The sequence below is a fragment of the Terrimonas rubra genome (assembly GCF_042686025.1).
In the GTDB taxonomy this organism is placed as follows: domain Bacteria; phylum Bacteroidota; class Bacteroidia; order Chitinophagales; family Chitinophagaceae; genus Terrimonas; species Terrimonas rubra.
The window spans coordinates 604,049-627,868 of record NZ_JBHUOZ010000003.1; the positions used below are offsets into that span (position 1 = coordinate 604,049).

General features: G+C 43.3%; 12 protein-coding genes. 11 read left to right on the top strand and 1 reads right to left on the bottom strand.

From position 1 onward, the window contains the following. Nucleotides 1-10: 10 nt before the first annotated feature. Nucleotides 11-4,093: a hybrid sensor histidine kinase/response regulator transcription factor gene (locus tag ACFS6H_RS12010; RefSeq protein ID WP_386098796.1), complete on the bottom strand. Its 4,083-nt coding sequence runs from the start codon at nt 4,091-4,093 to the stop codon at nt 11-13. 333 nt (nt 4,094-4,426) lie between these two features. On the opposite strand from ACFS6H_RS12010, the gene ACFS6H_RS12015 reads away from it, so the two are divergent. The 11 genes from ACFS6H_RS12015 to ACFS6H_RS12065 all read left to right on the top strand — a co-directional run bounded on the left by ACFS6H_RS12015 (nt 4,427) and on the right by ACFS6H_RS12065 (nt 23,798). Then, nucleotides 4,427-5,242, top strand: a complete 816-nt coding sequence (locus ACFS6H_RS12015) for a CHRD domain-containing protein (RefSeq protein WP_386103573.1) — start codon at nt 4,427-4,429, stop codon at nt 5,240-5,242. 33 nt (nt 5,243-5,275) lie between these two features. Next, a complete protein-coding gene (locus ACFS6H_RS12020; RefSeq protein ID WP_386098799.1) occupies nt 5,276-8,329 on the top strand; it encodes a SusC/RagA family TonB-linked outer membrane protein in 3,054 nt (1,017 codons plus the stop codon). A 38-nt stretch (nt 8,330-8,367) separates the two neighbouring features. Continuing rightward, complete coding sequence (locus ACFS6H_RS12025) at nt 8,368-10,038, top strand: RagB/SusD family nutrient uptake outer membrane protein (RefSeq protein ID WP_386098802.1); 1,671 nt, start codon at nt 8,368-8,370, stop codon at nt 10,036-10,038. 176 nt (nt 10,039-10,214) lie between these two features. After that, entirely contained in the window at nt 10,215-13,358 is a 3,144-nt protein-coding gene (locus tag ACFS6H_RS12030) for a SusC/RagA family TonB-linked outer membrane protein (protein ID WP_386098805.1), read from the top strand. Nucleotides 13,359-13,369: 11 nt separating this feature from the next. After that, nucleotides 13,370-15,091 carry a RagB/SusD family nutrient uptake outer membrane protein gene (locus ACFS6H_RS12035; protein ID WP_386098808.1) on the top strand — a complete coding sequence of 574 codons (1,722 nt, stop codon included), beginning with the start codon at nt 13,370-13,372 and terminating at the stop codon, nt 15,089-15,091. 173 nt (nt 15,092-15,264) lie between these two features. Further along, nucleotides 15,265-16,380 (top strand): glycoside hydrolase family 88 protein, encoded by a 1,116-nt coding sequence (locus ACFS6H_RS12040; protein ID WP_386098811.1) that lies wholly within the window; start codon nt 15,265-15,267, stop codon nt 16,378-16,380. A gap of 37 nt (nt 16,381-16,417) precedes the next feature. After that, nucleotides 16,418-17,860 carry an alpha-L-fucosidase gene (locus ACFS6H_RS12045; RefSeq protein ID WP_386098814.1) on the top strand — a complete coding sequence of 481 codons (1,443 nt, stop codon included), beginning with the start codon at nt 16,418-16,420 and terminating at the stop codon, nt 17,858-17,860. Between the two features lie 193 nt (nt 17,861-18,053). Further along, entirely contained in the window at nt 18,054-19,610 is a 1,557-nt protein-coding gene (locus ACFS6H_RS12050; RefSeq protein WP_386098817.1) for a beta-N-acetylhexosaminidase, read from the top strand. Between the two features lie 145 nt (nt 19,611-19,755). Next, nucleotides 19,756-21,216 (top strand): sulfatase family protein, encoded by a 1,461-nt coding sequence (locus tag ACFS6H_RS12055; protein WP_386098820.1) that lies wholly within the window; start codon nt 19,756-19,758, stop codon nt 21,214-21,216. Between the two features lie 36 nt (nt 21,217-21,252). Continuing rightward, nucleotides 21,253-22,521 carry a DUF2264 domain-containing protein gene (locus tag ACFS6H_RS12060; RefSeq protein WP_386098823.1) on the top strand — a complete coding sequence of 423 codons (1,269 nt, stop codon included), beginning with the start codon at nt 21,253-21,255 and terminating at the stop codon, nt 22,519-22,521. 17 nt (nt 22,522-22,538) lie between these two features. Further along, nucleotides 22,539-23,798, top strand: a complete 1,260-nt coding sequence (locus ACFS6H_RS12065; protein WP_386098826.1) for a DUF2264 domain-containing protein — start codon at nt 22,539-22,541, stop codon at nt 23,796-23,798. Nucleotides 23,799-23,820: the final 22 nt, after the last annotated feature.

The window sequence follows — 23,820 nt, forward strand, 5'->3', positions numbered from 1 at the left end:
CGTATGTTACTTATGTATTTTCTTCTTCCCAGAACTCACTGGGGTTTTTCCCAAACTGTTTTTTAAACTCCTTGCTAAAATACTTCCTGTCGTTAAAGCCTACCATATAACTTACTTCGTTTACGGAGTACTTATGTTCTTTCAGTAATACGGCGGCTTTCTTTAGTTTAATGGATTTGGTGAATTCATTTACCGACATGTCCGTTAAGGCCTTTACTTTTTTATACAATACCGATTGACTCATGGCCGATTTGGTGGCCAGCATCTCCACGCCAAATTCCGGGTTGTCCATATTCTCGTCAATGATCTGTATCAGCTTTTCAATAAACTCAACCTCTATATTATTACCGGGATTTTGAAACTGGTATTGCTGTAACTGCAGCGCATACTTCTTCCGGAATGTTTCCCTGGAACTGATAATATTACGGATACTCAACTCCAACACCTGCGAGCTGAATGGTTTAGTCAGGTAAAGGTCGGCACCCTGTGTAAGCCCGGATATCTGGTCGGTCTGTGTGCTTTTTGCGGTTAGCAGTATAACCGGGATATGGTTGGTCCTTGTGTCCTGTTTTAACTGGTTGCACAGGGTCAGTCCGTCCATATCCGGCATCATAATATCACTGATAATAATATCAGGGATCTGCTCTATGGCTTTATTCCAGGCTTCTGTTCCGGTAATACAACTGATCACCTTATACTCAGCTTTTAATATATCGGTAATATACCCGTTCAGTTCAATATTATCTTCGGCTAAAAGAACCGTATAGGTATTATCTGCCGGTTTGTTAATATAACTGTCTCGTTCGGCAGTACCGTTTGTTCTGCCATCGTTATCCTCCGGCTCAGGAAATTGTTGGGTGGTACTGTTGGCTATCTTCTGATCCGGTTTAAGTGGCAGTACTACTTCAAAACAGGTTTCCTGTTCTCCTGTGTCTTTGGCCTTGGTACTGTTCACATACATATTACCCTGGTGTAATTCCACGATCTTCTTTGTCAGGGCAAGACCAATACCATAACCTTTATTCTGCGTATGAAAATCGTCTATCTGGAAATAATTATTAAAAATGGTGTCTAAGTATTCCGGTGCAATGCCTTTACCATTATCCTTTACCTGGGTGGTTACTGTTGTCTTGTCCGTTTTTATATAAATAGCAATGCGGCCATTGTCCGGCGTAAACTTAAAGGCATTAATAAGTAAATTATAAAATACTTTTTCCAGCTGGTCCTTGTCAAAATGAATAAACAACTCCTTGGGTTCATGTACAATGGAAAGGTGAATATGCTTGCTTTCAGCCAGCTCTTCAAAGGATGCGTAGATGGTATTAATAAATTGTATAAAATCGTTCGAAGTAAAATGCAGTTTTAAATTGCCGGTTTCGGCCTTCCTGAAATCCATCAGCTCCGTTACCAGGTTCAGTAAACTATTGGCATTGTTCTTTACACTGTTCAAACGCTGTTGTAATAAAAAATTATCTTTATTCTCCCGTTCAATGGTATCAATAGGGGCCAGTATCAGGCTTAAATGGGTTCTTATCTCATGCGAGATATTGGTAAAGAAATTTAATTTAACCTGGTGTAGTTCATTCTCCTTTTTTAATATGGCCCGCAGGAAAAAGAAGCGCAGTATTAAAAATGTGATAGAAGCAACAGCAATGATATAAATAGCATAAGCCCACCAGGTTTTCCAGAAGGGCGGCCTAATGACAAACTGCATTTCAATGGGTTCGCTCCATACACCATCACTATTTGCTCCTTTTACCAGCAGGGTGTAACTACCTGTAGCTAAATTGGTAAACGTGGCACTGGGGTCCCTGGTCTCTATCCATTCGTCATTAATACCTTTTAACTTATAAGCATACTTATTCTTATCCGATTTTATATAATTCAATAAGGCGAACTGGAAAGTAAAGGAGTTCTGGTTATGGGAAAAGCTTAGCCTGTTCAGAAAACTGATCTCGTTTTTTAATATGCCTGATTCGTCGTTTATTTCTACGGTTGAATTAAACAATTTTAGCCCGGTAAAAACAAGGGGTGAAGAAGCGCTGTTCTTCATGATCCTTTCCGGGAAAAAACTCACCAGCCCGTTCATATTGCCAAAAAACAATTCGCCCTGCGGACTTTGATAACTGGCATTATAGTTAAACTCGTTGCCCGGTAAACCGTCGCTGGTAGTATAGGTAAAAAAACTGCCTGTTGTTTTATCAAACTTACATAAGCCATTACCCGTACTGATCCAAAGCATACCAGACCGGTCCTCCTGTATACTCAATATATTATCATTGGGTAACCCGTCCTTCAGTTTATAAATTGTAAACTTTTGCGTATTCTTTTCAAAGCAGGCCAGGCCGCCGTAATACAAACCAATCCATATATTGCCCTTGCTGTCCTCTTTTAAACAATTAATATTTTCCGTTTTCGGGCCGTCAACAATGGTTAGTTTGCTGAGCGTTCCTGATTTGCGTTCAAAAAAATAAAGCCCGTAAAAGCTACCTATCCACACATTCCGGTTGGCATCTTCCAGTAAGCTGGTAAATAATTTGGTGGAAAGGCTGTCGAAAACCTGGCTATACCTGCTTTTGGATAAAATATTGCCTTGTTTCTGCAATACATCTACCCCCGGGTGTTTGGCTATCCATAACAAGCCTTCGGTGTCCTCCATAATAGCGGCAATCTCATCCTGCCTGTTTTTTACAATGGAATCGCTGAACAGGTAATAGGAAAAAGAGCGACTGGCCGGATTATATAAATTCAGTCCACGACCATGGGTGCCGATCCATAAATTATCCTTACTGTCAATATAAAGGGTTTTTAACAGGTTGGAACCGATGCTATGCAGGTCGGCCGGGTTGTTCTTAAAAATGGTGAACTGGTCCCTGGCCCTGTCATAAAAATTAAGGCCACCGCCTTCCGTTGTGATCCAGATATTATTTTGCTTATCGGTAACTATGCCGCTTACCGTATTATTGCTCAGGCTGTTGGCCGACTGGTTATTTTGCCAGTACTTAAACTCAGTTAGTTGTTTATGTGTAACATTAATACCGGCGAAGAAAGTACCGATCCAGATGGAATTATTTTTATCCAGGAAAAGGGAGTGAACGGAGTTCTGGCTCAGGCTTTTGGGGTCGCCGGTCTTATTCCGGTAAGATTTCCAGGTATCCTTATCTGCATTAAAACAGCTCAATCCTTCCTGGGTGCCGATCCACATATTGCCATTTCCATCCCAGAGAAAACAACGGATATTATTATTGACAAGCGAATTTGCATTGGCCGGGTTATTATAATACTTAATAAAACTGCCCGTTTTGCGTTCGTATCTGTTCAATCCATCCAATGTACCTATCCACAGGTTCCCGGCCGGGTCTTCTTTTATATACTTTACAAACTTATTGCTCAGGCTGTTGGGCGCAGCCGGGTTATCCGGGAAGGAGGTCAGGTTATAACGGCCATTATATTGCTGTATTAAAAACAGGCCAATGGCCCCTCCCAGCCAGATATCGCCGTTCCTCGCACAATACACCCTGGCGGGAATACGTCCCAGTCTTTCTTCTATATCGAGGCCCAGGGTACTGATGGGGTCAAAAACATCTTTCCCGGTATTATATATATACAGTCCTTTTGTACAAGCTACCCAAATGCGTCCCTGGGTATCTTCTGAAAGGGAATAGATGATATTCTTTTTACTGACCTCGCTGCCAAAATAGAGGTAACGTTTAAAAGCATTGGATTCCGGTACATATAAATTAAGCCCGTTTTCGGTAGCTATCCAGAGTTTTTGCCTGCTGTCTTTTAATATTTCATAAATATAATTATCACTGATGGAACTGCTGTCGGTTGGTTTATTGGTATAGGTAATAAAATTCCTGCCATCGAAACGGTTCAGGCCATACCTGGTACCAAACCACATAAACCCTTTTTGGTCCTGCCCGATGGTTAAAACAGAATATTGCGAAAGACCGTCCTCTACCTTATAATGGTCAAAGGAATAATCCTGGGCTGCTAAAAAATGAGCCTGGCTTAAACCGGTTATTATAAAAACAGGCACCAGCCATTTTGTAAAAAAGCCGGCCCTGGATAAAGTTGACAATTTCCTCATAATTAGATAGCAAATTAGTTTTATTTCATTCAAAAACGGATGAATGGAGTTTTTAATAGTAGGAAATACCAGTTTATTGTAAAAAGGTAAGCTTTATAAACGATTGATTTACAGCTTGAATTTTCGAAACAAATATTGAAAAGGATTTTCCCCCTTATCAGAATAGAAATTCCCCCCTGCCTGCGCCCTCCTTAATAGAAATTTAACACAGCGACAGTTTAAAAAAACCATAGCGGAGCTTTTCTCAAATCTTTATACACCATTTAACCGGTTTATAACGATAGGGGGGCTGATTTTAACCCGCGCATTCATACTAAAAAACAACCTGCTGTGATGAAACGACTTCAGACAATAATTGTATTGTTCTCTATTCTTTGCCTTGCCGCCTGCGATAAAGACAAGAACGAAACTGAACCAACATTTGTACGTAAATACTGGAGGGAAACTTTCAGTAGTAATGCAGTGGTGCCCAGGACGGCTACCGATACTCTGACGGCCTCCAGTTTTATTAACCTGATGACCGACAGGCGTTTTTTTTATGATGTATTGGTAGAGCCCAAATTCAGCGGCGACGAAATTACCGGCGCTGCCTTATATAAAGGTAATGCTGCTTCGGACGGCGAATTACTGGTGGATTTAAAACCCCAGATAAAAGACCGCCATGTAAAAGGCGATATACTGTTAACCGAAGACCAGGCAAAAGAATTGCTGGAAGGCAGCCCTGTGTTTTTCAATATCATTTCCAAAAATGCGCCCCAAGGACTGGTTCGTTTGCAAATGGATAGCCCGGTAACCTGGGCCCATGATGTAAAACTGACCGGCAGCCAAATGATCCCGGCCGTTTCTACCACTACTACCGGCACACTTGTATTAAGGCAAACAGCCAATAACGTATTACACTACCAGGTAAAAATTGCCAATGCCCTGGGAGGAGATGCGCTGACAAAAGCTTCCATTTACGGAGGCATCATTGGCAGCGGGTCGGCGGAAACATTGCCATTGGTTACGGCAGCTGATGGCTTTAACAAGGCTGTAAGCGTAGCCAACCTGTCTGACCTTATACTCACAACCATTAAACAACGCCCCTCCAGTGCGGTGGTACATTCCACCACTTACCCCAACGGTATTATTGGCGGAAACTTAAGATAAACCAACCACTTAACTGAAAATAACAATTGTTATATGCTTAGAGAACGTTATCATATTTATTTATTAGCCTGCCTGGTGATAGCCTGTTCCTTTACTATTGCCGGTAGGGCCAACCCGGGCTTTTTAAACAAAGACAATCCTGGTTACAACCATCATCTCATCAACAATTATGCGGATACCATAAGAGGGGTGGTGAAAAATGAACTGGGAAAAGCTATTGCCGGGGCTACAGTACGCAATAAAAACAGTGGTCTAACGGTATTAACCGGCGATGATGGTGACTTTGCCATTGCAGGCAATGCCGGTGATAATATTGAAATAACAGCTGAGAATTATTTCATTTACCAGGCCGCCATTTTCAATAACACAACAGCTGCATTCAACATTGTATTAACTCCGAAGCTGATCGTTGATAAAGAAGAGATTGCCATGCCGGTGGGCGCCATTAACCGGAACAGGATCACCGGCTCTTATGATATCATCTATAATAACGAACTGGTAAAATCGCCGGTGGTAGATATTACCAATGCCTTATCGGGCAGGCTTGCGGGCTTATATACTTTACAAATAGGATCTGTTCCCGGTGCTGACAAAGCTACCATGTACTCCAGGGGCATTGCAGGTCCGTTGGTGGTGATTGACGGTGTGCCGAGGGACTATACCGTTATCAATCCCAATGAAATTGAAAGTGTAACCCTGTTGAAAGACGCGCTGGCTGCTAACACTTATGGTATGCGGTCCTCCAATGGTGTACTGCTTATTACTACTAAAAAAGGTGTTCCGGGGCAAAGGACCATTTCCGCATCGGCGCAATATGGTATACAAAAGCCAACTGAATTACCTAAGTTCTTAGATGCGTTTAACTATGCCACCTTATTTAATGAGGCTTTGCAGAACGACGGACTGGCCCCTTTGTATACGGCAGATGACCTGCAAAAATATAAAACAGGCAGCTCGCCCTTTACGCATCCGAATGTTGACTGGATCAATACGGTACTAAATAACAGTTCCCGCTTTACCCGGTATAATGTAGATGTTTCGGGCGGTAATAAAACTACGAGGTACTACCTGGGATTGGACAATGTGAACCAAAGCGGCATTTTTACCCGCGATAAAAACCTGTCTTATAATACCACCAACGATTACAAACAATTCAGTGTGCGCTCCAATGTGGAGATGAACCTGTCTGAATCGTTCAGGGCCTATTTAAATGTATTTGCCCTGGTAAGAGATGGCCTGGAGCCGGGTGTAACAGCCTCTTCGCTTTTCAGCATGATCACCAATGCACCCAATAATACCTATCCCATAAAAAACCCGAATGGCAGTTATGCCAGCGTGGAAAAATATGGCGATAATATTATGGCTGCAACCGTTGGCTCCGGTTACCGAAAAATTTATAACAGGAACTTATATGCCGATGTAGGCCTGGTAAAACAACTGAACAAGTTACTGGATGGATTATATGTTTCGGCCAATGCTTCCTTAAATACCGATTTAACGGAAACCATCAACCGTTCAAAAACCTATGCTACTTACCAGATGCTGGTTAGCCCGGCAAACGATACTACTTACCGCCAGTTTGGTAACAACGGTGTACAAAGCAATTCCGGCGCTGTTCCTTATCAAAGCAGGATCGCTTATTGGGAAGTGGCGGCAGGATATGCTAAACTGTTAAACAAAATACACCGTGTACAGGCAAAACTAAGCGTGAACAATCATGCCTACAGTATTGATGAATTGTTGCCGCTGCGTTATATCAACTACTCACTTACGGCCAACTATACCTACAATAATAAATATACTGTAGAGGCATCGGCTACCGCCAGTACGGTGAACCGTTTTCCTACTTCCAAACGTACCGGTCTGTTCCCGGCAATAGGCCTGGGCTGGAATATCTCTAACGAATCCTGGTTCCCGCAGCTGAGCTTCCTGGATCAGCTCCGGATTAAATCATCCTTTGGTCAAACCGGGTTAAATACTGCCGGCTACTTTGTGTACGACCAGTTTTATGGAAGCGCTACCGGTTATGGCTTTGGTACTTCCTATACCGCTGCAGGCGGTGTTACCCAACTGGCATTGGCCAATCCCAATATTACCTGGGAAAAAGCCAGCAAATTCAATATAGGAATTGAGTCGGCCTTATTCGGTAACAAAATGAATCTATCCGTAGAGTATTTTAATGATACCTACTTTGATATATTACAAACCCGTGGTATCTCTATTGGTTTGATCGGTAATACCTATCCGTTGGAAAATATTGGTAAAAACCGCTACCAGGGTATTGATCTTGGTCTGCAATACCAAAACAAAATCGGTAAGCTGAGTTATTATGCCGGTATAAAAATGGGTACCCGCGATTCCAAGGTACTGGAGATGGACGAAGTGAACAGGAAATATGCCTGGATGGAACGTACCGGCTTACCTGTTGGTCAGCGGTTTGGGTATAAAGCACTGGGTTTAATGACAGCGAAAGATATTGCTGATAATGTAGCTACCGTGGAAGGATATATAGCCAGGGAAGGCGATATCAAATACCAGGATATGAATGGCGATGGCATCATCAACCGTTTTGATGAAGTGGCCATCGGCACACAAAAGCCTTTGATATATGGCGGACTGCAGGCAGGTATTGAATGGAAAGGTATTGCATTCAGCTTTTTACTGCAGGGCGCACAAAATCGTGATGTGTTGATCACCGGTAATGACGGCTGGGAGTTTATTGAATTAAGCACAGAAGGCGCTTATAGCCAGGCCCAGCAAATGCACTTGGACAGGTGGACACCGCAAACGGCTGCTACTGCATCTTACCCCCGTTTATCAGTAGGCCCTAATATCAACAACAAAATAAGCAACTCCTCTTACTGGTTACGTTCCGGTAATTACCTGCGGTTGAAAAATATTGAACTGGCATATAGCCTGCCTAATACCCTCATCAGGAAAATAGGACTTTCTTCCGCTACCTTCTTTGTAAATGGTTACAACCTGGTAACGTTCACCAAGCTAAAAAACCTAGATCCCGAAAATCCTTATATCTCCAGCTACCCGAATATGAAGGTGACCAATTTCGGGTTAAGGATAAAACTATAAATGTGTAGGCAATACAATTAACTGCAAACAACCATAAAATGATAAAAAATAAAGCAACATATTTCATTCTTCTTTTGATCATTGTTTTTACCGGTTGTGTAAAAACAAGTGAAAAATATCCCCTCGAGCGCTGGGATGAGGAAGTGGTTTTTGATCCAACGGATAGTGCAGGTATCAATGCAAGGGCATTCCTGGCAAATATCTATTCGGGCCTGCCCAATCATTATGCAGGGGTAAATAACTCCACTATTCTTTCCGAAATAGGTACCGATGATGCGGCCTACCGTTTTTTAAACAGTGCGCCGGAGAATATGATCAACGGGCGATGGAGTGCCTGGAACTTACCCGATAACGTATGGAATGCCAACTATGCCGGCATACGGAAAGTAAACCTCTTTTTAAATAAAATTGATATTGTTCCTATCAAGGAAAAAGGACTCATCAGCCGCATGAAAGGTGAAGCAAGGTTCCTGCGTGCGATGTTCTATTTTGAACTGGTGAAAAGATGGGGTGGTGTACCCTTGATCGGCGACAGGGTACTGGAGATGAACGAAGACCTGAAACTTTCCAGGAACAGTTATGAAGACTGTGTAAACTATATTGTATCCGAATGCGATGCCATTAAAAATATGGTCTTCCTGGAAAAAACACCGGTAACCGGTGAGCCTTTGCCCGGCGGAATGCCCGATGGCGAATGGGGCCGTGTTTCCCGCACCGCAGTAATGGCTCTAAAATCACGCACCTTATTATATGCAGCCAGTCCATTAAACAATCCTGCTAACGATATTAATAAATGGCGCGCTGCTGCTACGGCCGCAAAAGATATTATTGATATTAACTATCATACCCTGCTTACCGATTTTACGGGCCTGTTCATTACCAGGCGTACCACGGAAACCATTTTCTCTTTTCAAACGGCTACCAGCATTACCATGGAAAACAACTACAGTCCCATTGGTTATTCCCCGGCCAATGTGGTGAACCGTGGCATCATTAATCCCAGTCAAAACCTGGTGGATGCATTTCCTATGAAAAACGGGAAAGCCATTACAGAAGCCGGCTCCGGTTACGATGCGCAAAACCCGTATAACAACCGCGACCCACGTTTAGATGCTACCGTGTTCAGGAATAACACGGCATGGTTAGGCCGCCCCGCTGCTATTTATGAAGGCGGTGTTGACCTGGGTAAAGATGGTTCAAGAACCGGTTACTACCTTAAAAAATTCTTAGGCAAATTCAGTACAGGCACTACCTATGCGGCACAACATCATAGCCCCATCATTTTCAGGTACGCCGAAATTTTGCTGAACTATGCCGAAGCTTTAAATGAAGTGAATAATGGCCCTACTGCCGAAGCTTTTAATGCCGTGGACCTGATAAGACAAAGAGCGGGATTAGTACCCTACCAGGTAGATCGCTCATTGGGTTATGCTGCTTTTAAAAAACTGGTACAGAATGAAAGAAGGATAGAGCTGGCTTTTGAAGGTCACCGAATCTGGGATATCAGGAGGTGGAATATTGGTACGGCCTTAAACGGTCAACCGCTTAAAGGCATCAGGATTGTAAAAAATGCCGACAACTCTTTCAGTTACTTCTATGATGTAACGGTACTGAATATGGTGTATACCGAAAAAATGAACCGGTACCCCATACCAATAGCGGAGATCGAAAAAAACAAGAACCTGGCACAAAACCCGGGCTGGGAATAAGTAAAACAGTACAAGGGTGAAAAATGTGTTTGTGAACCCGGCTTTAGTAATGCTATCAGGCCCAATTGCGTCGCACACTTGTACGTTTGGTTCGCTGCTCGGCAAAGAGCACTGTGATGATTGAATATTAATAAAAACAACTTGAAAAAATATCATACACGATTAATACCAAAGCTATGTATAGATTAACTGCTTTATTACTTATCGCACTCTTTGTTTCCCTCTCCGGCTTTGGACAGGGCAAAACAATCAGGGGCACCGTTAGTGATGATGCCAACAAACCAATACCGGGGGCTACGGTACAGGAAAAGAAACGCCCGGCCAATACAGTAACCACCGATGAGAACGGGAACTTTGTCATCCTGGTAAAAGAGGTTGATAGCAATGAGTTAACGGTCTCCAATATCGGTTATCAAACACAAACCATCAATATCTCCGGCTTAACCGATATAACGGTTAAATTAATTACGGATGATAAACAACTGGACGATGTGGTGGTGATAGGGTATGGGCAAAAGAAAAAAATTACCAATACCGGCTCGGTAAGTTCTATTACCGGGGCAGAAATAAGGGAAAGTCCTACGGCCAGTTTGCAAAATGCCCTGGTAGGCCGCTTGCCTGGTTTATTTGGTCAGCAGCGTTCCGGGCAGCCGGGTAATGATGCGGCGGATATACATATACGTGGTATCAGCTCTTACAACTCCAGTGCCAGGCCGCTGATCATCATTGATGATATTGAAGCTACTTATGGTCAGCTGGCCAGTGTGGACCCTAACGAAATTGAAAGCCTGTCTATCTTAAAAGATGCTTCCACAACGGCTATATATGGTGTAAAAGGTGCGAATGGTGTGGTGCTGGTAAGGACTAAAAGAGGACAAGCAGGTAAAGCACAGGTAAATGTTACATTGGGCACCGGTGTGCAGACACCCACTATCTATTTTGATTTTTTACCCGCTTACCAGGATCTATCCTTATTAAGAGAGCAGGAAATTGGTAACAGGAGAGACCCAATCGGTTTAAACCCGGAACTATACAGCGACCAGGCCATTGCCAACTATAAAAATCATACGAACCCTTATGACAACCCCGATGTGAACTGGATCAAAGAAGTGTCTAAGCCTTACTCTTCGCAGCACAGGGCAAATATTGATATCAGGGGTGGTACCGATTTTCTGAAATACTTTATATCGGGTGGTTACTTATTCCAGGATGGGGTAATGAAAGACTTTAGCAAGGATGAAGGCTATAACAGTAACTACTACTTTAAAAGATATAACTTCCGTTCCAACCTCGATATCAAAGCCACCAGGTCAACTACTTTTCAATTTGATATGTCGGGTAACTTCGGCGAACAAAATGCGCCCTATGTAACGGATGCTACCATGATCGGCGGAGCCTGGGGATTATGGCGTCAGCTGATGTCAGGTGTACTGCCAGCCTGGGGCTACCCTGTAACCAATCCCGATGGTTCCTATGGCGCATCAACCCTCCCTTCCAAAGCCATTAACCCGGTTGGGTTATTACGGTATATGGGCTACCAGCGTAACTACACTAACATCTTCAATATTAATGTTACCGGTAAGCAAAAATTAGATTTTATTACCAAAGGACTAAGCCTCAATGGTACAGCGGCCTATATTACTTCGGCCATTGATTACCGTTCCTTATACCGCAGCGATTTTCCGGCTTATGACTATAACAGTGTAACCAATGCCTATACTTTATACAATGCCAATAAGGACTTATACCGTGTGCCAACCATGACCGCGGTAAATGCTACGGTAGGTGGTACCCAGCCTTCGGCTACCAAAAGGGTGAACCTGCAAACCTCCTTAACCTATAACAGGAAATTTGGCGATCATGCGGTTGACTTCCTGGCCCTCTATAACCAGACAACTTATATTTCCGGTGGTAACAGCCCTGCTTATATACCCGAGAACTTCCAGGGTTATACCGGTCGTTTAAGTTATAACTACCAGGAAAAATACATGGTTGAATTTGTAGCAGGGTATAATGGTACGGACAGGTTCAAGGCAAAAAACAAATATGGTTTCTTCCCGGCGGTATCAGCGGGTTGGAATATCAGTGAAGAAAACCTGTTTAAAAAATACATCACTTTCATCGATAACCTGAAAGTGTCGGCTTCATGGGGAAAAACGGGTAGCGATGTTATTTCATCCAGCTTCCAGTACCTGTATGAAGAAGTGTATAACAGGACAAATAATGCCAACACCGGCTGGGGTAATGCGGGTAATAACTACTCCTTTGGCGAAACCCATACCACCATGCCTTTTATACGCCCCGGTAGTTTAAAAAATGATGATGTGCGCTGGGAAGTGGAAGAACAAAAAAACCTGCGCATTGAAATGACCGTGCTGAAAAAACGTTTGGAAACTACTTTTGAACTGTTTGACCGGTATCGCTACGATATCCTGGACAGGCCAAAAAGTACACCCGACTTTGCAGGCCTGGGCAGCAACCTGCCCGCCGTTAACCTGGGCCAGGTAAGCAACAAAGGTTTTGAAATGGAATTGGCCTGGAGAGATAATATCGGCAAACTATCATACTTCGTAAGAGGTAACTACTCTTATGCTAAAAACAAAATACTGTTCAGCGATGAAGTAGCGCCTTTATACCCGGCTGTTGCCACTACCGGCAGGCCCATTGGCCAGTTTTTTGGTTATGAGTGGACCGGCACTTTTTATAAAGATCTGCAGGACATTGAAACAAGTGTAAAAATTCCGGGCCAGTTAATATTACCCGGTGCTTTAAAATTTGTTGACCAGAATAAAGACGGCATTATTAACGATGCGGACAGGATAGCCATTGGTAACCCTAACCGCCCCAATACCTACTATGGTTTCAGCTTTGGTGCCGGTTATAAAAACTTTACCTTATCGGTGGTGTTCCAGGGAACATTTGGCAGCAGCTTTTATACCGATATGTTCTCGCTGGGCTTAAACGTAAAATCAATGGGTGTTCACCTGGAAAGATGGACGCCTGCCAATGCCGGTGAGGCTAATTTTTACAGGCTGGGTGAGGGTACAGGCTTAAGCTCTGCGCTTTCTACCTATCACTTACGTTCTGCTGATTATTTACGCCTGAAAAACCTGGAACTGGGTTATTCATTACCGTCGGGATTCTCTAAAAAATTAGGGATGAACAATATTCGTATCGCAGCAAGCGGCGCTAACTTATTTACCTGGTTTAAACTTAAAATTTATAATATAGATCCTGAAAATACATCTAATGGAACATCGGCATTAGAGACCTACCCGCAACAAAAGTTATATAACGCTTCTATTGCCCTTTCATTCTAAAAAAAGTAATTATGAGATCAACACTTGGCTGGATAACCGCTTTCATTATAACATCCATCATCATTATCTCCTGTTCCAAAGACGGGAAAGACTTCCTGGATCCCACAGATACCGGCCGTATCAACGAAGGCGTTACTTTCTCTGACAGTATCAGGACAATGGAATTCCTGAATGGTATTTACGTGGGTATACGGCCACGCTGGATACAAACGGACCTGACCAATTATGGCAGTATGTCCGACTGTACTGATGAATCGGAATTAACCTGGAGTGGTACCAGCAACTACCCGGTAGCCCATAATAACGGGGTGTTAACACCTACCTATACCTGGGTAGGGGAGATCTGGCGGAATTGGTTCAGTATGATCAGGAACGCTAATATCTATTTAAAAAATGTAAACATCTCTCCTTTATCGGCGGGTGTAAAAAGCCGTACAACAGGTGAAGTTAAATTCCTGCGTGCTTTTTACTATCACCAGCTGATACGTTTCTTTGGTGGTGTTCCTCTCATTGGCGATACCATACTTACACCGGATATGATCATCAACAAACCAAGAAGCACTTATGCGCAAAGCACAGATTATGTAATAGCGGAATTAAATGAAGCGGCTAACTTATTACCCTTGACACATGAAACAGCGAATTATGGCCGTGCCACAAAAGGCGCAGCGCTGGCATTGAAAGCAAGGGTACTGTTATATGCTGCCAGTCCTTTACAAAACGGGGGCTATACCGGTGCAGATGGTTTTAATACAAGTTCGGCACAGCAAAAAGAACTGGTGTCATATCCTGAAGCCGATGCTAACCGTTGGAATATTGCTGCCCAGGCCTACCGTGATGTGATCGCTTTAAACCAGTACAGTTTATATGAAGATAATACCACGGCACTTGGTTATGGTTTTTATAAAGTATTCCACCTGCGGGTGAATACGGAAGCCATCTTCCAGTTAATGCAGGGCCCCAACAATATGCTGGAAAGTATTTTAATGCCACCTTCACGGGGTGGTTCCAGCGGTAGCTGGCCCAGCCAGAATATTGTAGATGCCTTCCCCATGAAGGACGGCGTGCCTATTGCACAGTCCGCATCATACAACCCGGCAAAGCCTTACGAAAACCGCGATCCGAGGTTTTATAATTCCATCATCTACAATGGCGCCATGTTCCGCCAGCGTACAACCGTAACCCCCGGGCCGGTGTACACCTACCAGTCAGCGCCAACCGATGGTATGGGTATCAGTACCCGGACAGGCTATTATAACCGTAAAATGTTAAACAACGAATCTACCGGTAATACCGACAGGTGTATTATGGAGATCAGGTATGCTGAAATTTTACTGAGCCTGGCCGAAGCAGTAAATGAGGCAAGCGGTCCTACAGCAGAAGTATATGATGCCATTGCCAAAATAAGAAAACGTGCAGGCCTGGTGCCCTATGAATTACCTGCCGGTTTAAACAAAGACCAGATGCGGGAATATATCAGGAATGAGAGAAGGGTAGAGCTGGCATTTGAGAATCACCGGTATTTTGATACCAGGCGTTGGAAAATTGCGCATAACAGCGATATCCAGAGCCTGCGCGGTATTCGCTGGACACAAACGGCCCCCAATACCTATACAAGGGAAGATATTATTGCCGAAACAAGGGTGTTCCAACATCCGGGCTATTATTACTTTCCTATACCACAGGCTGAAATAGGGCGACAGCCACAGTTTATACAAAATCCGGGTTATTAAGTAGTATTTTTAACCAGGTAAAATTTTCAAACAATATTTAATCGATGATGACGCAATCCGTAAACAACCGACAACTTTATTTCAAACAAGCTACAGGTATTCTTTTATATTTCAGTTTTATCTTGCTGGCAAACAATCTTTTTGCACAAACCGGACAGGATAAAAAAAAGCAGATGGAAAACATTATCCGGCAAAACTTCCAGTTTGCGGATACCCAGTACCGGTATATGATGGGCCAGATCCCGGCAGATAAAATGCCGCAATCCTATAATGAAAAAACAAAAAAAATCGATGTAAGGGATATCAAATGGTGGTGTACAGGCTTCTATCCCGGCACCCTATGGTATATTTATGAACAAACCGGTAACCCGGTTATAAAACAGGAGGCCGAAAGATCGCTGGCGGTGATTGAGCCTAACCAGACCTATACCGGCAACCATGACCTTGGGTTTATGATGTATTGCAGCTTCGGCAATGCCTATAGGTTAACAAAAGAAGAAAAATACAAACAGGTGATCTTCCGTTCTGCCCAATCACTGGCCACCCGTTACCGGCCTGCTATCAAATCCATTCAATCCTGGAACAAAAACGACTATTTTAACTGCCCGGTTATTATAGATAATATGATGAACCTGGAAATGCTGAACTGGGTAAGCGATAACGGTGGTGAAGCAAAATACAAGAACATCGCTATTGAACATGCCAATACAACACAGAAAAACCAGTTCATGAAAGACTATAGTTCCTACCATGTTGTGGACTATAACCTCGAAACCGGTAAAGTATTACGTAAAGCTACCTGGCAGGGGGCTGCCAATAACTCTCCATGGGCCAGGGGGCAGGGCTGGGCTTTGTATGGCTACACCATGATGTACAGGTTTACCAAAAATAAAACTTACTTAAAGCAGGCTCAGGGCATTGCTAACTTCATCCTGAGTCATCCTAACCTGCCGGCTGATAAAGTGCCTTACTGGGATTTTGAAGCGCCATTAATGCCCCTGGCAAAAAGAGATGCTTCGGCTGCAGCCCTGATTGCATCTGCTTTACTGGAACTGGGACAATACACTACTGCAGCAAAAGAAAAAAACAGGTATATCACAAATGCCGAAGAAATGATCGTTTCCCTGGCCGGTGATAAATACAGGGCCAAAGCAGGTGAAAATGGTGGTTTTATTCTGAAACACAGTACAGGTGCTTATCCGTTGAACTCGGAAATTGATGTGCCCCTGATCTATGCCGATTATTATTTTTTAGAAGCGTTAAAAAGGTATAAGGACTGGTATTTGTAAAAATTAACCTTAACGGTAAAAAACTTACTTCAAAAAAATGATTAAAAAATTCAGCGGTCTTGTTGTCAGCACTATCATCTTCATGGTGGCTACGGTAACCCCATCGTTTGCACAGCAAAAGCCTAAAGAAAAAATTGAATTACAGCATGGCGCCCATCGTACAGGCAAGCGTACCGATGCTGATATGCAAACCTGGCGTACCTATGGCCTGGGCCAGTTCATTCACTGGGGTGCGTACTCCCTTTTAGGAGGCAAATATAATGGTGAGTATTACAATGGCGCAGCCGAATGGATCAGGGTTTGGAATAAAGTACCCAATGCGGTATATGATAACCTGTATAAACAATTTAACCCGCAACAATACAATCCCACACAATGGGCTGCCATGGCTAAACAAATGGGGGTAAAATACCTTACGTTTACCACCAAGCACCATGATGGTTTTTGTTTATGGCCCAGCAAAACCACCTCGTACACTATTGCCGGCACACCTTATAAAAAGGATATTATTAAGCCATTGGTAGAGGCTTACACAAAAGCAGGCATTGATGTGTACCTGTATTTCTCCGTAATGGACTGGAGCCATCCCGATTGGCGGTATGATTTGAAAACCAGGGAAGATACTATTGCATTTGACCGCTTTAAAAAATTTACCAAAGACCAGCTTACAGAACTGCTTACGTTATATCCCGAAACAAAAGGACTTTGGTTTGATGGCACCTGGGATAACAGCTGGAAAAAAAGTGGCGCTTTTACAGATTCATTGGAACAATATTTAAAAGCATTGAGGCCCGGACTGATCATCGGTAGCCGCCTGCGGGCCGATGATCTCGGTAACAGGCACAACGATGCCAATGGTCTGCTGATGGGCGATTACGAACAGGGTTGGGAAAGAAAAATTCCTAAAACCTATGCCGATGTTCATGGTAACGATTGGGATTGTGTAATGACCATACCCGAAAACGGGTGGGGTTACCAGGAAAAATGGCTGGGGCATTGGAAAACCTCTAACGAACTAATTGAAATGCTGGCCCAATGTGTTTCGCTGGGAGGAAACCTGGTTGTCAATTTCGGGCCAAAAGGTGATGGCAGTTTCCGGCCTGAAGAAATGACCGCGGCCAAAGATATTGGCGCATGGATGAAAATAAATAGTAATGCGATTTATAATTGCGAATATGCTGGCTGGGAAAAACAGGATTGGGGTTATTACACTAAAAGAACAGGCGAAAATAAATATTACATGATCGTATTCAATGTACCCGTTTCAGGTAGCCTGAAAGTACAACCCCCACGTAACTGGACGGTTACAAAAGCCACATTGCTGGGCGATGCTACCAAAAATATCTCGCTGGAAAAAATTGACTATGGCGGCTCATTTATACATTTGCCAAAAGGGTTCAGTACGGGTAAGCCTTTTGTAATTGAACTGGAGACCCAAAAAGCAACAGGAACAGGCAATGAACAAAAAGCTAAAACCTGATTTTAATAAAACAAAAAATATCAGCCATAGGGATATGGTATGTCAGAAAAGTAGCTATTATAACAATGGCTACTTTATTGATGTATGCCACTAATGCATAAACAATGCTTGGACATTGTTACAGTTGCCTGCACAAAAACCAATAACTGCCATACCGGTAATTGAATTGATCTTAGTATAATTTTTTAATAACATGAGTACCCGGATTTACATTTTTCTGCTGGCAATAACTGTATTGGTTTTACCGGTACAGGTAAAAGCACAGTTGCAATGCCCGATAATTCCCCGGCCATCAAAAGCTGTTGAAACCGGGGCTGTATTTACATTAAATAAAAATACGGTGATCAATATTCTGGATGATGCACTGTTGCCGGTTGCCAGGTATTTTCAAAGAGAATTATTAGAACAAAGTAAAATTCCTGTAAGTCTTCAAAATAAAAAAAACACCACGGTTGTTCAGTTAGTTATTGCAAAGAAAAAAGGTAATGAAGAGGCATACAATATTCAAATGAGTAAAGAGGCCATTATTATTACCGGCGAAAGCAGGAGTGCAATTTTTAACGGTATTATATCCTTGTTACAAATCATTACGCAAAGCAAATCAACCGGCGATAATATATTGCTGAACTGCTGGAATATTCAAGATGCACCCTTATATAACTGGCGGGGACTGATGCTGGACGAATCACGTCATTTCTTTGGCATGGAAAAAGTCAAGTCTATTCTTAACTGGATGGCTTTTTATAAATTAAATCGTTTTCACTGGCATCTTACAGATGAACCGGCCTGGCGTATTGAAATAAAAAACTATCCTAACCTGTCGCTGGTGGGCGGTATAGGCAGTTATACCAGCCCTAATGTGCCGGCACAGTTTTATACGCAACAACAAATTACCGAGGTTATAAGTTATGCAGCCGAAAGAAATATAACCGTTATCCCGGAAATTGATATGCCGGGTCATGCCACAGCAGCTAACAGGGCCTACCCGCAATATAGTGGCGGCGGAAGCCCGCAACACCCGGAGTTCACCTTTCACCCGGGTAAGGAAGAAACCTACCAATACCTCACCAATATATTGCGGGAGGTAAATGCATTATTTCCATCGGGTATGATACACCTGGGCGGCGACGAGGTAAGCTTTGGCAATGACAAATGGATGGCGGATAAACAGGTGCAGGAACTAATGAAAAAACAGCAACTCAAAACTGTTACTGAGGTTGAACAATATTTTATGCAACGCATGGCCGATTCGTTATACAGCATGAACGCAAAACTGCTGGCCTGGGACGAAGTGGCAAACATGAGTTTTCCTACCGACAAAACCATTGTATACTGGTGGCGCCATGATAAACCGGGGCAGTTATTAACCGCATTAAATAAAGGATATTCAACAGTAATCTGCCCGCGCCTACCTTTTTATTTTGATTTTGTGCAGGATAGTACCCATACTGCAGGCCGTAAATGGAATAAGCTGTATAACTCATTGCAAAATGTATATGACTACAATGTGGGGCTTATTGCCGGGATAACAGAAAATAACAAAAAACAAATCCTGGGTGTACAGGCTAATATCTGGACAGAAACCATGACGAACAATTACCAGTTAGATTATATGCTTTACCCCAGGATAGCCGCTTTGGCCGAAACAGCCTGGAGCGAAAACAAAAATTTTACAGATTTTAAAAACAGGCTGCAAAAAAACTTTGGTTTATACAAAGCCGCCGGTATTAATTTTTATAAACCGTTTTAATGAATGGTATGATGATCTTAAGGGGCTAGGCCGGGGGAAAATAACGAGATAAAATAGTTACAGGTATAAGTGCAGGGAAGAAAAATAAATATATTAAGATCACTACCGCACTGGCGGAGATGGTCATTTTAAATACAGTTATACTATGTTCCGTTTTTTTAAGCAAATGTTTGTGGTGGTCATATTATTGGCGGTATATAATACACATGCTCAAAAAAGTAATAACCGCCCAAAGCCTAACATTATTATCATTAATATGGATGATATGGGTTATGGTGATATGGAGCCTTATGGGGCCACCGGTTATGCTACGCCTAATTTTAACCGCCTGGCTAAAGAGGGTATGCGGTTTACACATTTCTATGCGGCGCAGGCTGTTTGCAGTCCGTCACGTGCAGCATTATTAACCGGTTGTTATCCTAACCGCATTGGCATGAGTGGTGGCGCTTTAATGCCCTGGAGCCCTAAGGCGTTAAACCCTGAAGAAACAACTATTGCATCTATGTTAAAAAATGCCGGTTATAATACTGCTATGTTCGGCAAATGGCATTTAGGCAGCAAAGCGCCTTATTGGCCCCTGAATTATGGCTTTGAACAGTTTTACGGCATTCCTTATTCACATGATATGTGGCCGGTTGACTATGACGGGACGCAGGTTACGGATACGGCTAACAGGTTATACCGCTACCCGCCCTTACCGCTACTGGACGGAGATAAAAAAGTAGCCACTATTAACACCTTAAATGACCAGGCAAAACTAACAGGTGCATTTACGGCCAAAGCAGTAAACTATATTAAGACCAACAAATCACGGCCTTTCTTTTTATACCTGGCACATCCTATGCCGCATGTACCGCTGGCTGCATCACCGGCCTTTGCCGGCAAATCGGGCGCCGGTGTTTTTGGCGATGTTATCAGTGAAATTGACTGGTCGGTAGGGCAGGTGCTGGATGCTGTTAATAATGCAGGTATTGCAAAAAAAACATTGATTATTGTTACCAGCGATAATGGCCCATGGCTTTCGTTTGGTAACCATGCCGGTTCATCAGGCGGTTTGCGTGAAGGAAAAGGCACTGCCTGGGATGGCGGTACAAGAGTACCCTTGCTGGTGTGCTGGCCGGGCACAGTAGCTGCCGGTTCTGTTAACAGCGCCCTGTTAACCAATATGGATATACTGCCCACCATTGCAGCGGCAACAGGAGCCGCATTACCCAAAGAAAAAATTGACGGGCTTAATTTTTTACCGGTTTTAACAGGTAAAACCGATCAATCGCCACGGGAGGTGCTTTATGTTTACTACGATGCCAATAACCTGAAACTTGTAAGATATAAAAACTGGGAGTTGGTACTGCCACACAATTCGCAGGCATACTCGCAGGGAACGCCAGGCAAAGACGGCCGGCCGGGCCCTACACCGGTAAAACCTGTGCCAATGGCTTTGTATAACCTTACACATGATCCCGGCACAACGACGGATGTACAATATTTATATCCTGAAATGGTGCAACAAATTATGGTGTTTGTGGAACAGGCCAGAGATGATCTTGGTGACGGACTTACTAACCGTAAAGGGAAAAATATTAGAAAAGCTGCCGTTGTTAATTAAAGTAAAAATTAACTGACGCTGGCACAAAAACGAATTATGGAAAGAAGAAACTTTTTACGCTGGTCATCGCTGGTTACGCTGGCTGGTTTAGCGCCACTAACTAAAACTTTTGGAAGCAATACAGTTATTAACCAGGAAGCCGGGAATGCGAAAAAAAGTGACCGGGATTACTGGGTAGAACTGCTGGATAAAATAGCTTCGCCGTTGCTGGGTAATATGAGCCAGGGCTTATTACGCAAAAACATGGTGGTGGAATATAGTGCTACCTGGGATGGGCGTAATAAGCAGGTAGCCTATATGGAGGCTTTCGGAAGATTGATCGGGGGCATTGCTCCTTTCCTGGCGCTGCCGCAAACGGATGATGCAGAAGGAAAAATAAGACAGCGTTTATTGTTGCAAACACAACAGAGCCTGGCACATGCGGTTGATCCGCAAAGCGCCGATTATCTTTTTTGGGGCGAAGGTAAAACGGCACAGCCCCTGGTAGATGCAGCGCATATAGCGCAGGGATTATTGTACGCTCCTGAAGTATTGTGGAAGCCCTTAAGTGAAAAAACGAAACAACAGTTTATTCATGAGTTTAAAACCATACGCCGTATAAAACCCTTTAAAAGTAACTGGTTATTATTTGCGGCAATAATAGAAAGCTTCTTACTGAGCATTGGCGAGGAACCGGATGCAGAAAGAATTGATACCGCTATTGACCAGGTTACAAAATGGTATGTGGGCGATGGCTGGTACAGTGATGGGGATAAGTTTCATTTTGATAACTATAACGGGTTTGTGATACATCCCATGCTGGTGGATGTGCTTAAGGTAAATGTGGCTCATGGCCGCCGTAAAAAAGAGGAATATGATATTGCCTATAAACGTATGCAACGTTATGCTTCCTTCCAGGAAAGGTATATCTCGCCTGAAGGCACTTACCCGGTATTCGGACGTTCCTCTACCTATCGTGTAGGTGCATTCCAGCCCTTATCCAAATTGGCGCTGGAAAATGCTTTGCCTAAAGAAATTACACCTGCCCAGGTACGTAGTGCACTTACCAAAGTAATGAAAAGGATGTTTGTGTCTGATACATTTACTAAACAGGGATGGTTAACGATGGGTTTGATAGGCAATAAACAATCGGACCTGGCCGATTACTATTCCAATACAGGCAGCATGTATGTTACTTCACTGGTGTTTTTGGCATTGGGCCTACCCGGATCTCATGAGTTCTGGTCGGCGCCGTTCGCTGAATGGACACAGAAAAGAGCATGGTCCGGTAAACCTTTTCCTAAAGATTATGCGGTAAATTATTAAACCGCTTTAAACAGTGTATGATGCAAAGAAGAAATTTTTTAAAACTATCATCGGTATTGGGTTTATTGGGCATTACCGGAAATGCGGTGGCAACTAATGAACATACAGATTTTAAAAAGAAAAAAGCGGACAGGGAGTACTGGGTTGAGTTGCTCGATAAAATAGCTACACCCGTACTGGCTAATATGAGCAGGGGTGAACTGCGTAAGAATATGCCGGTGGAAGTAGGTAAAGGCTGGTATGAAAAATCAACAAAGGACGTGGCTTATATGGAAGCTTTCGGACGTTTGATATCGGGCATGGCTCCCTGGTTTGAATTACCCGATGATGATTCCAGGGAATCACAGGTGCGCAAACGCCTGCGTTTACAGGCGCAACAAAGCCTGGTGCATGCAGTTGATCCTGCAAGTCCTGATTATTTATACTGGGGTACACCCACCAGCAGGCAACCGTTGGTTGATGCCGCTTATATTGCCCAGGCATTACTGTATGCTCCCAAAAGTTTATGGCAGGACCTGGATGCTACCACCAGACAAAGGATCATTGATGAGTTCACTAAAATAAGAGCCTTAAAGCCCAACCAAAGTAACTGGCTATTATTTGCGGCCATGATAGAAACGTTTTTATTAAAAGTGGATAAGCCCTTTGATGCGTTCAGGATAGATGATGCCATTGATAAATTAAAAGGCTGGTACACCGGCGACGGCTGGTACAAGGACGGAGCAAATTTTGGCTTTGATCATTACAATGCTTACGTGATGCACCCGATGATGACCGATGTATTAAAGCATAATGTGGAAAAAGGCCGGCGTACCAAAGAAGAATATGAACAGGCCTATAAACGTATGCAACGTTATAGCACTTACCTGGAGCGTTATATTTCACCGGAAGGTACCTACCTCGTGGTGGGCCGTTCCTCCACTTACCGTATGGCTACTTTTCAACCCCTGGTAAAAGTGGTACTGGAGCATAAATTACCCGCTTCACTTACCAACGGGCAGGTAAGGGCGGCTTTAACGGCGGTTATGAAAAACATGTTCATTCCGTCAACTTTTACTAAAGACGGCTGGCTCACCTTAGGCCTGGTGGGTGATCAGCAGCTTGGTATTGCGGATACCTATTCCAATACAGGCAGTATGTATATCACGTCCACAGTGTTTTTAGCATTGGGACTGCCGGCCAATGACCCTTTCTGGACAGCACCTGCTGAGGAATGGACACAACAAAAAGCCTGGTCCGGTAAACCCTTTGCCAAAGATTATGCCGTGAACTATTAGTGTAACCTTTGTACACAAAAAG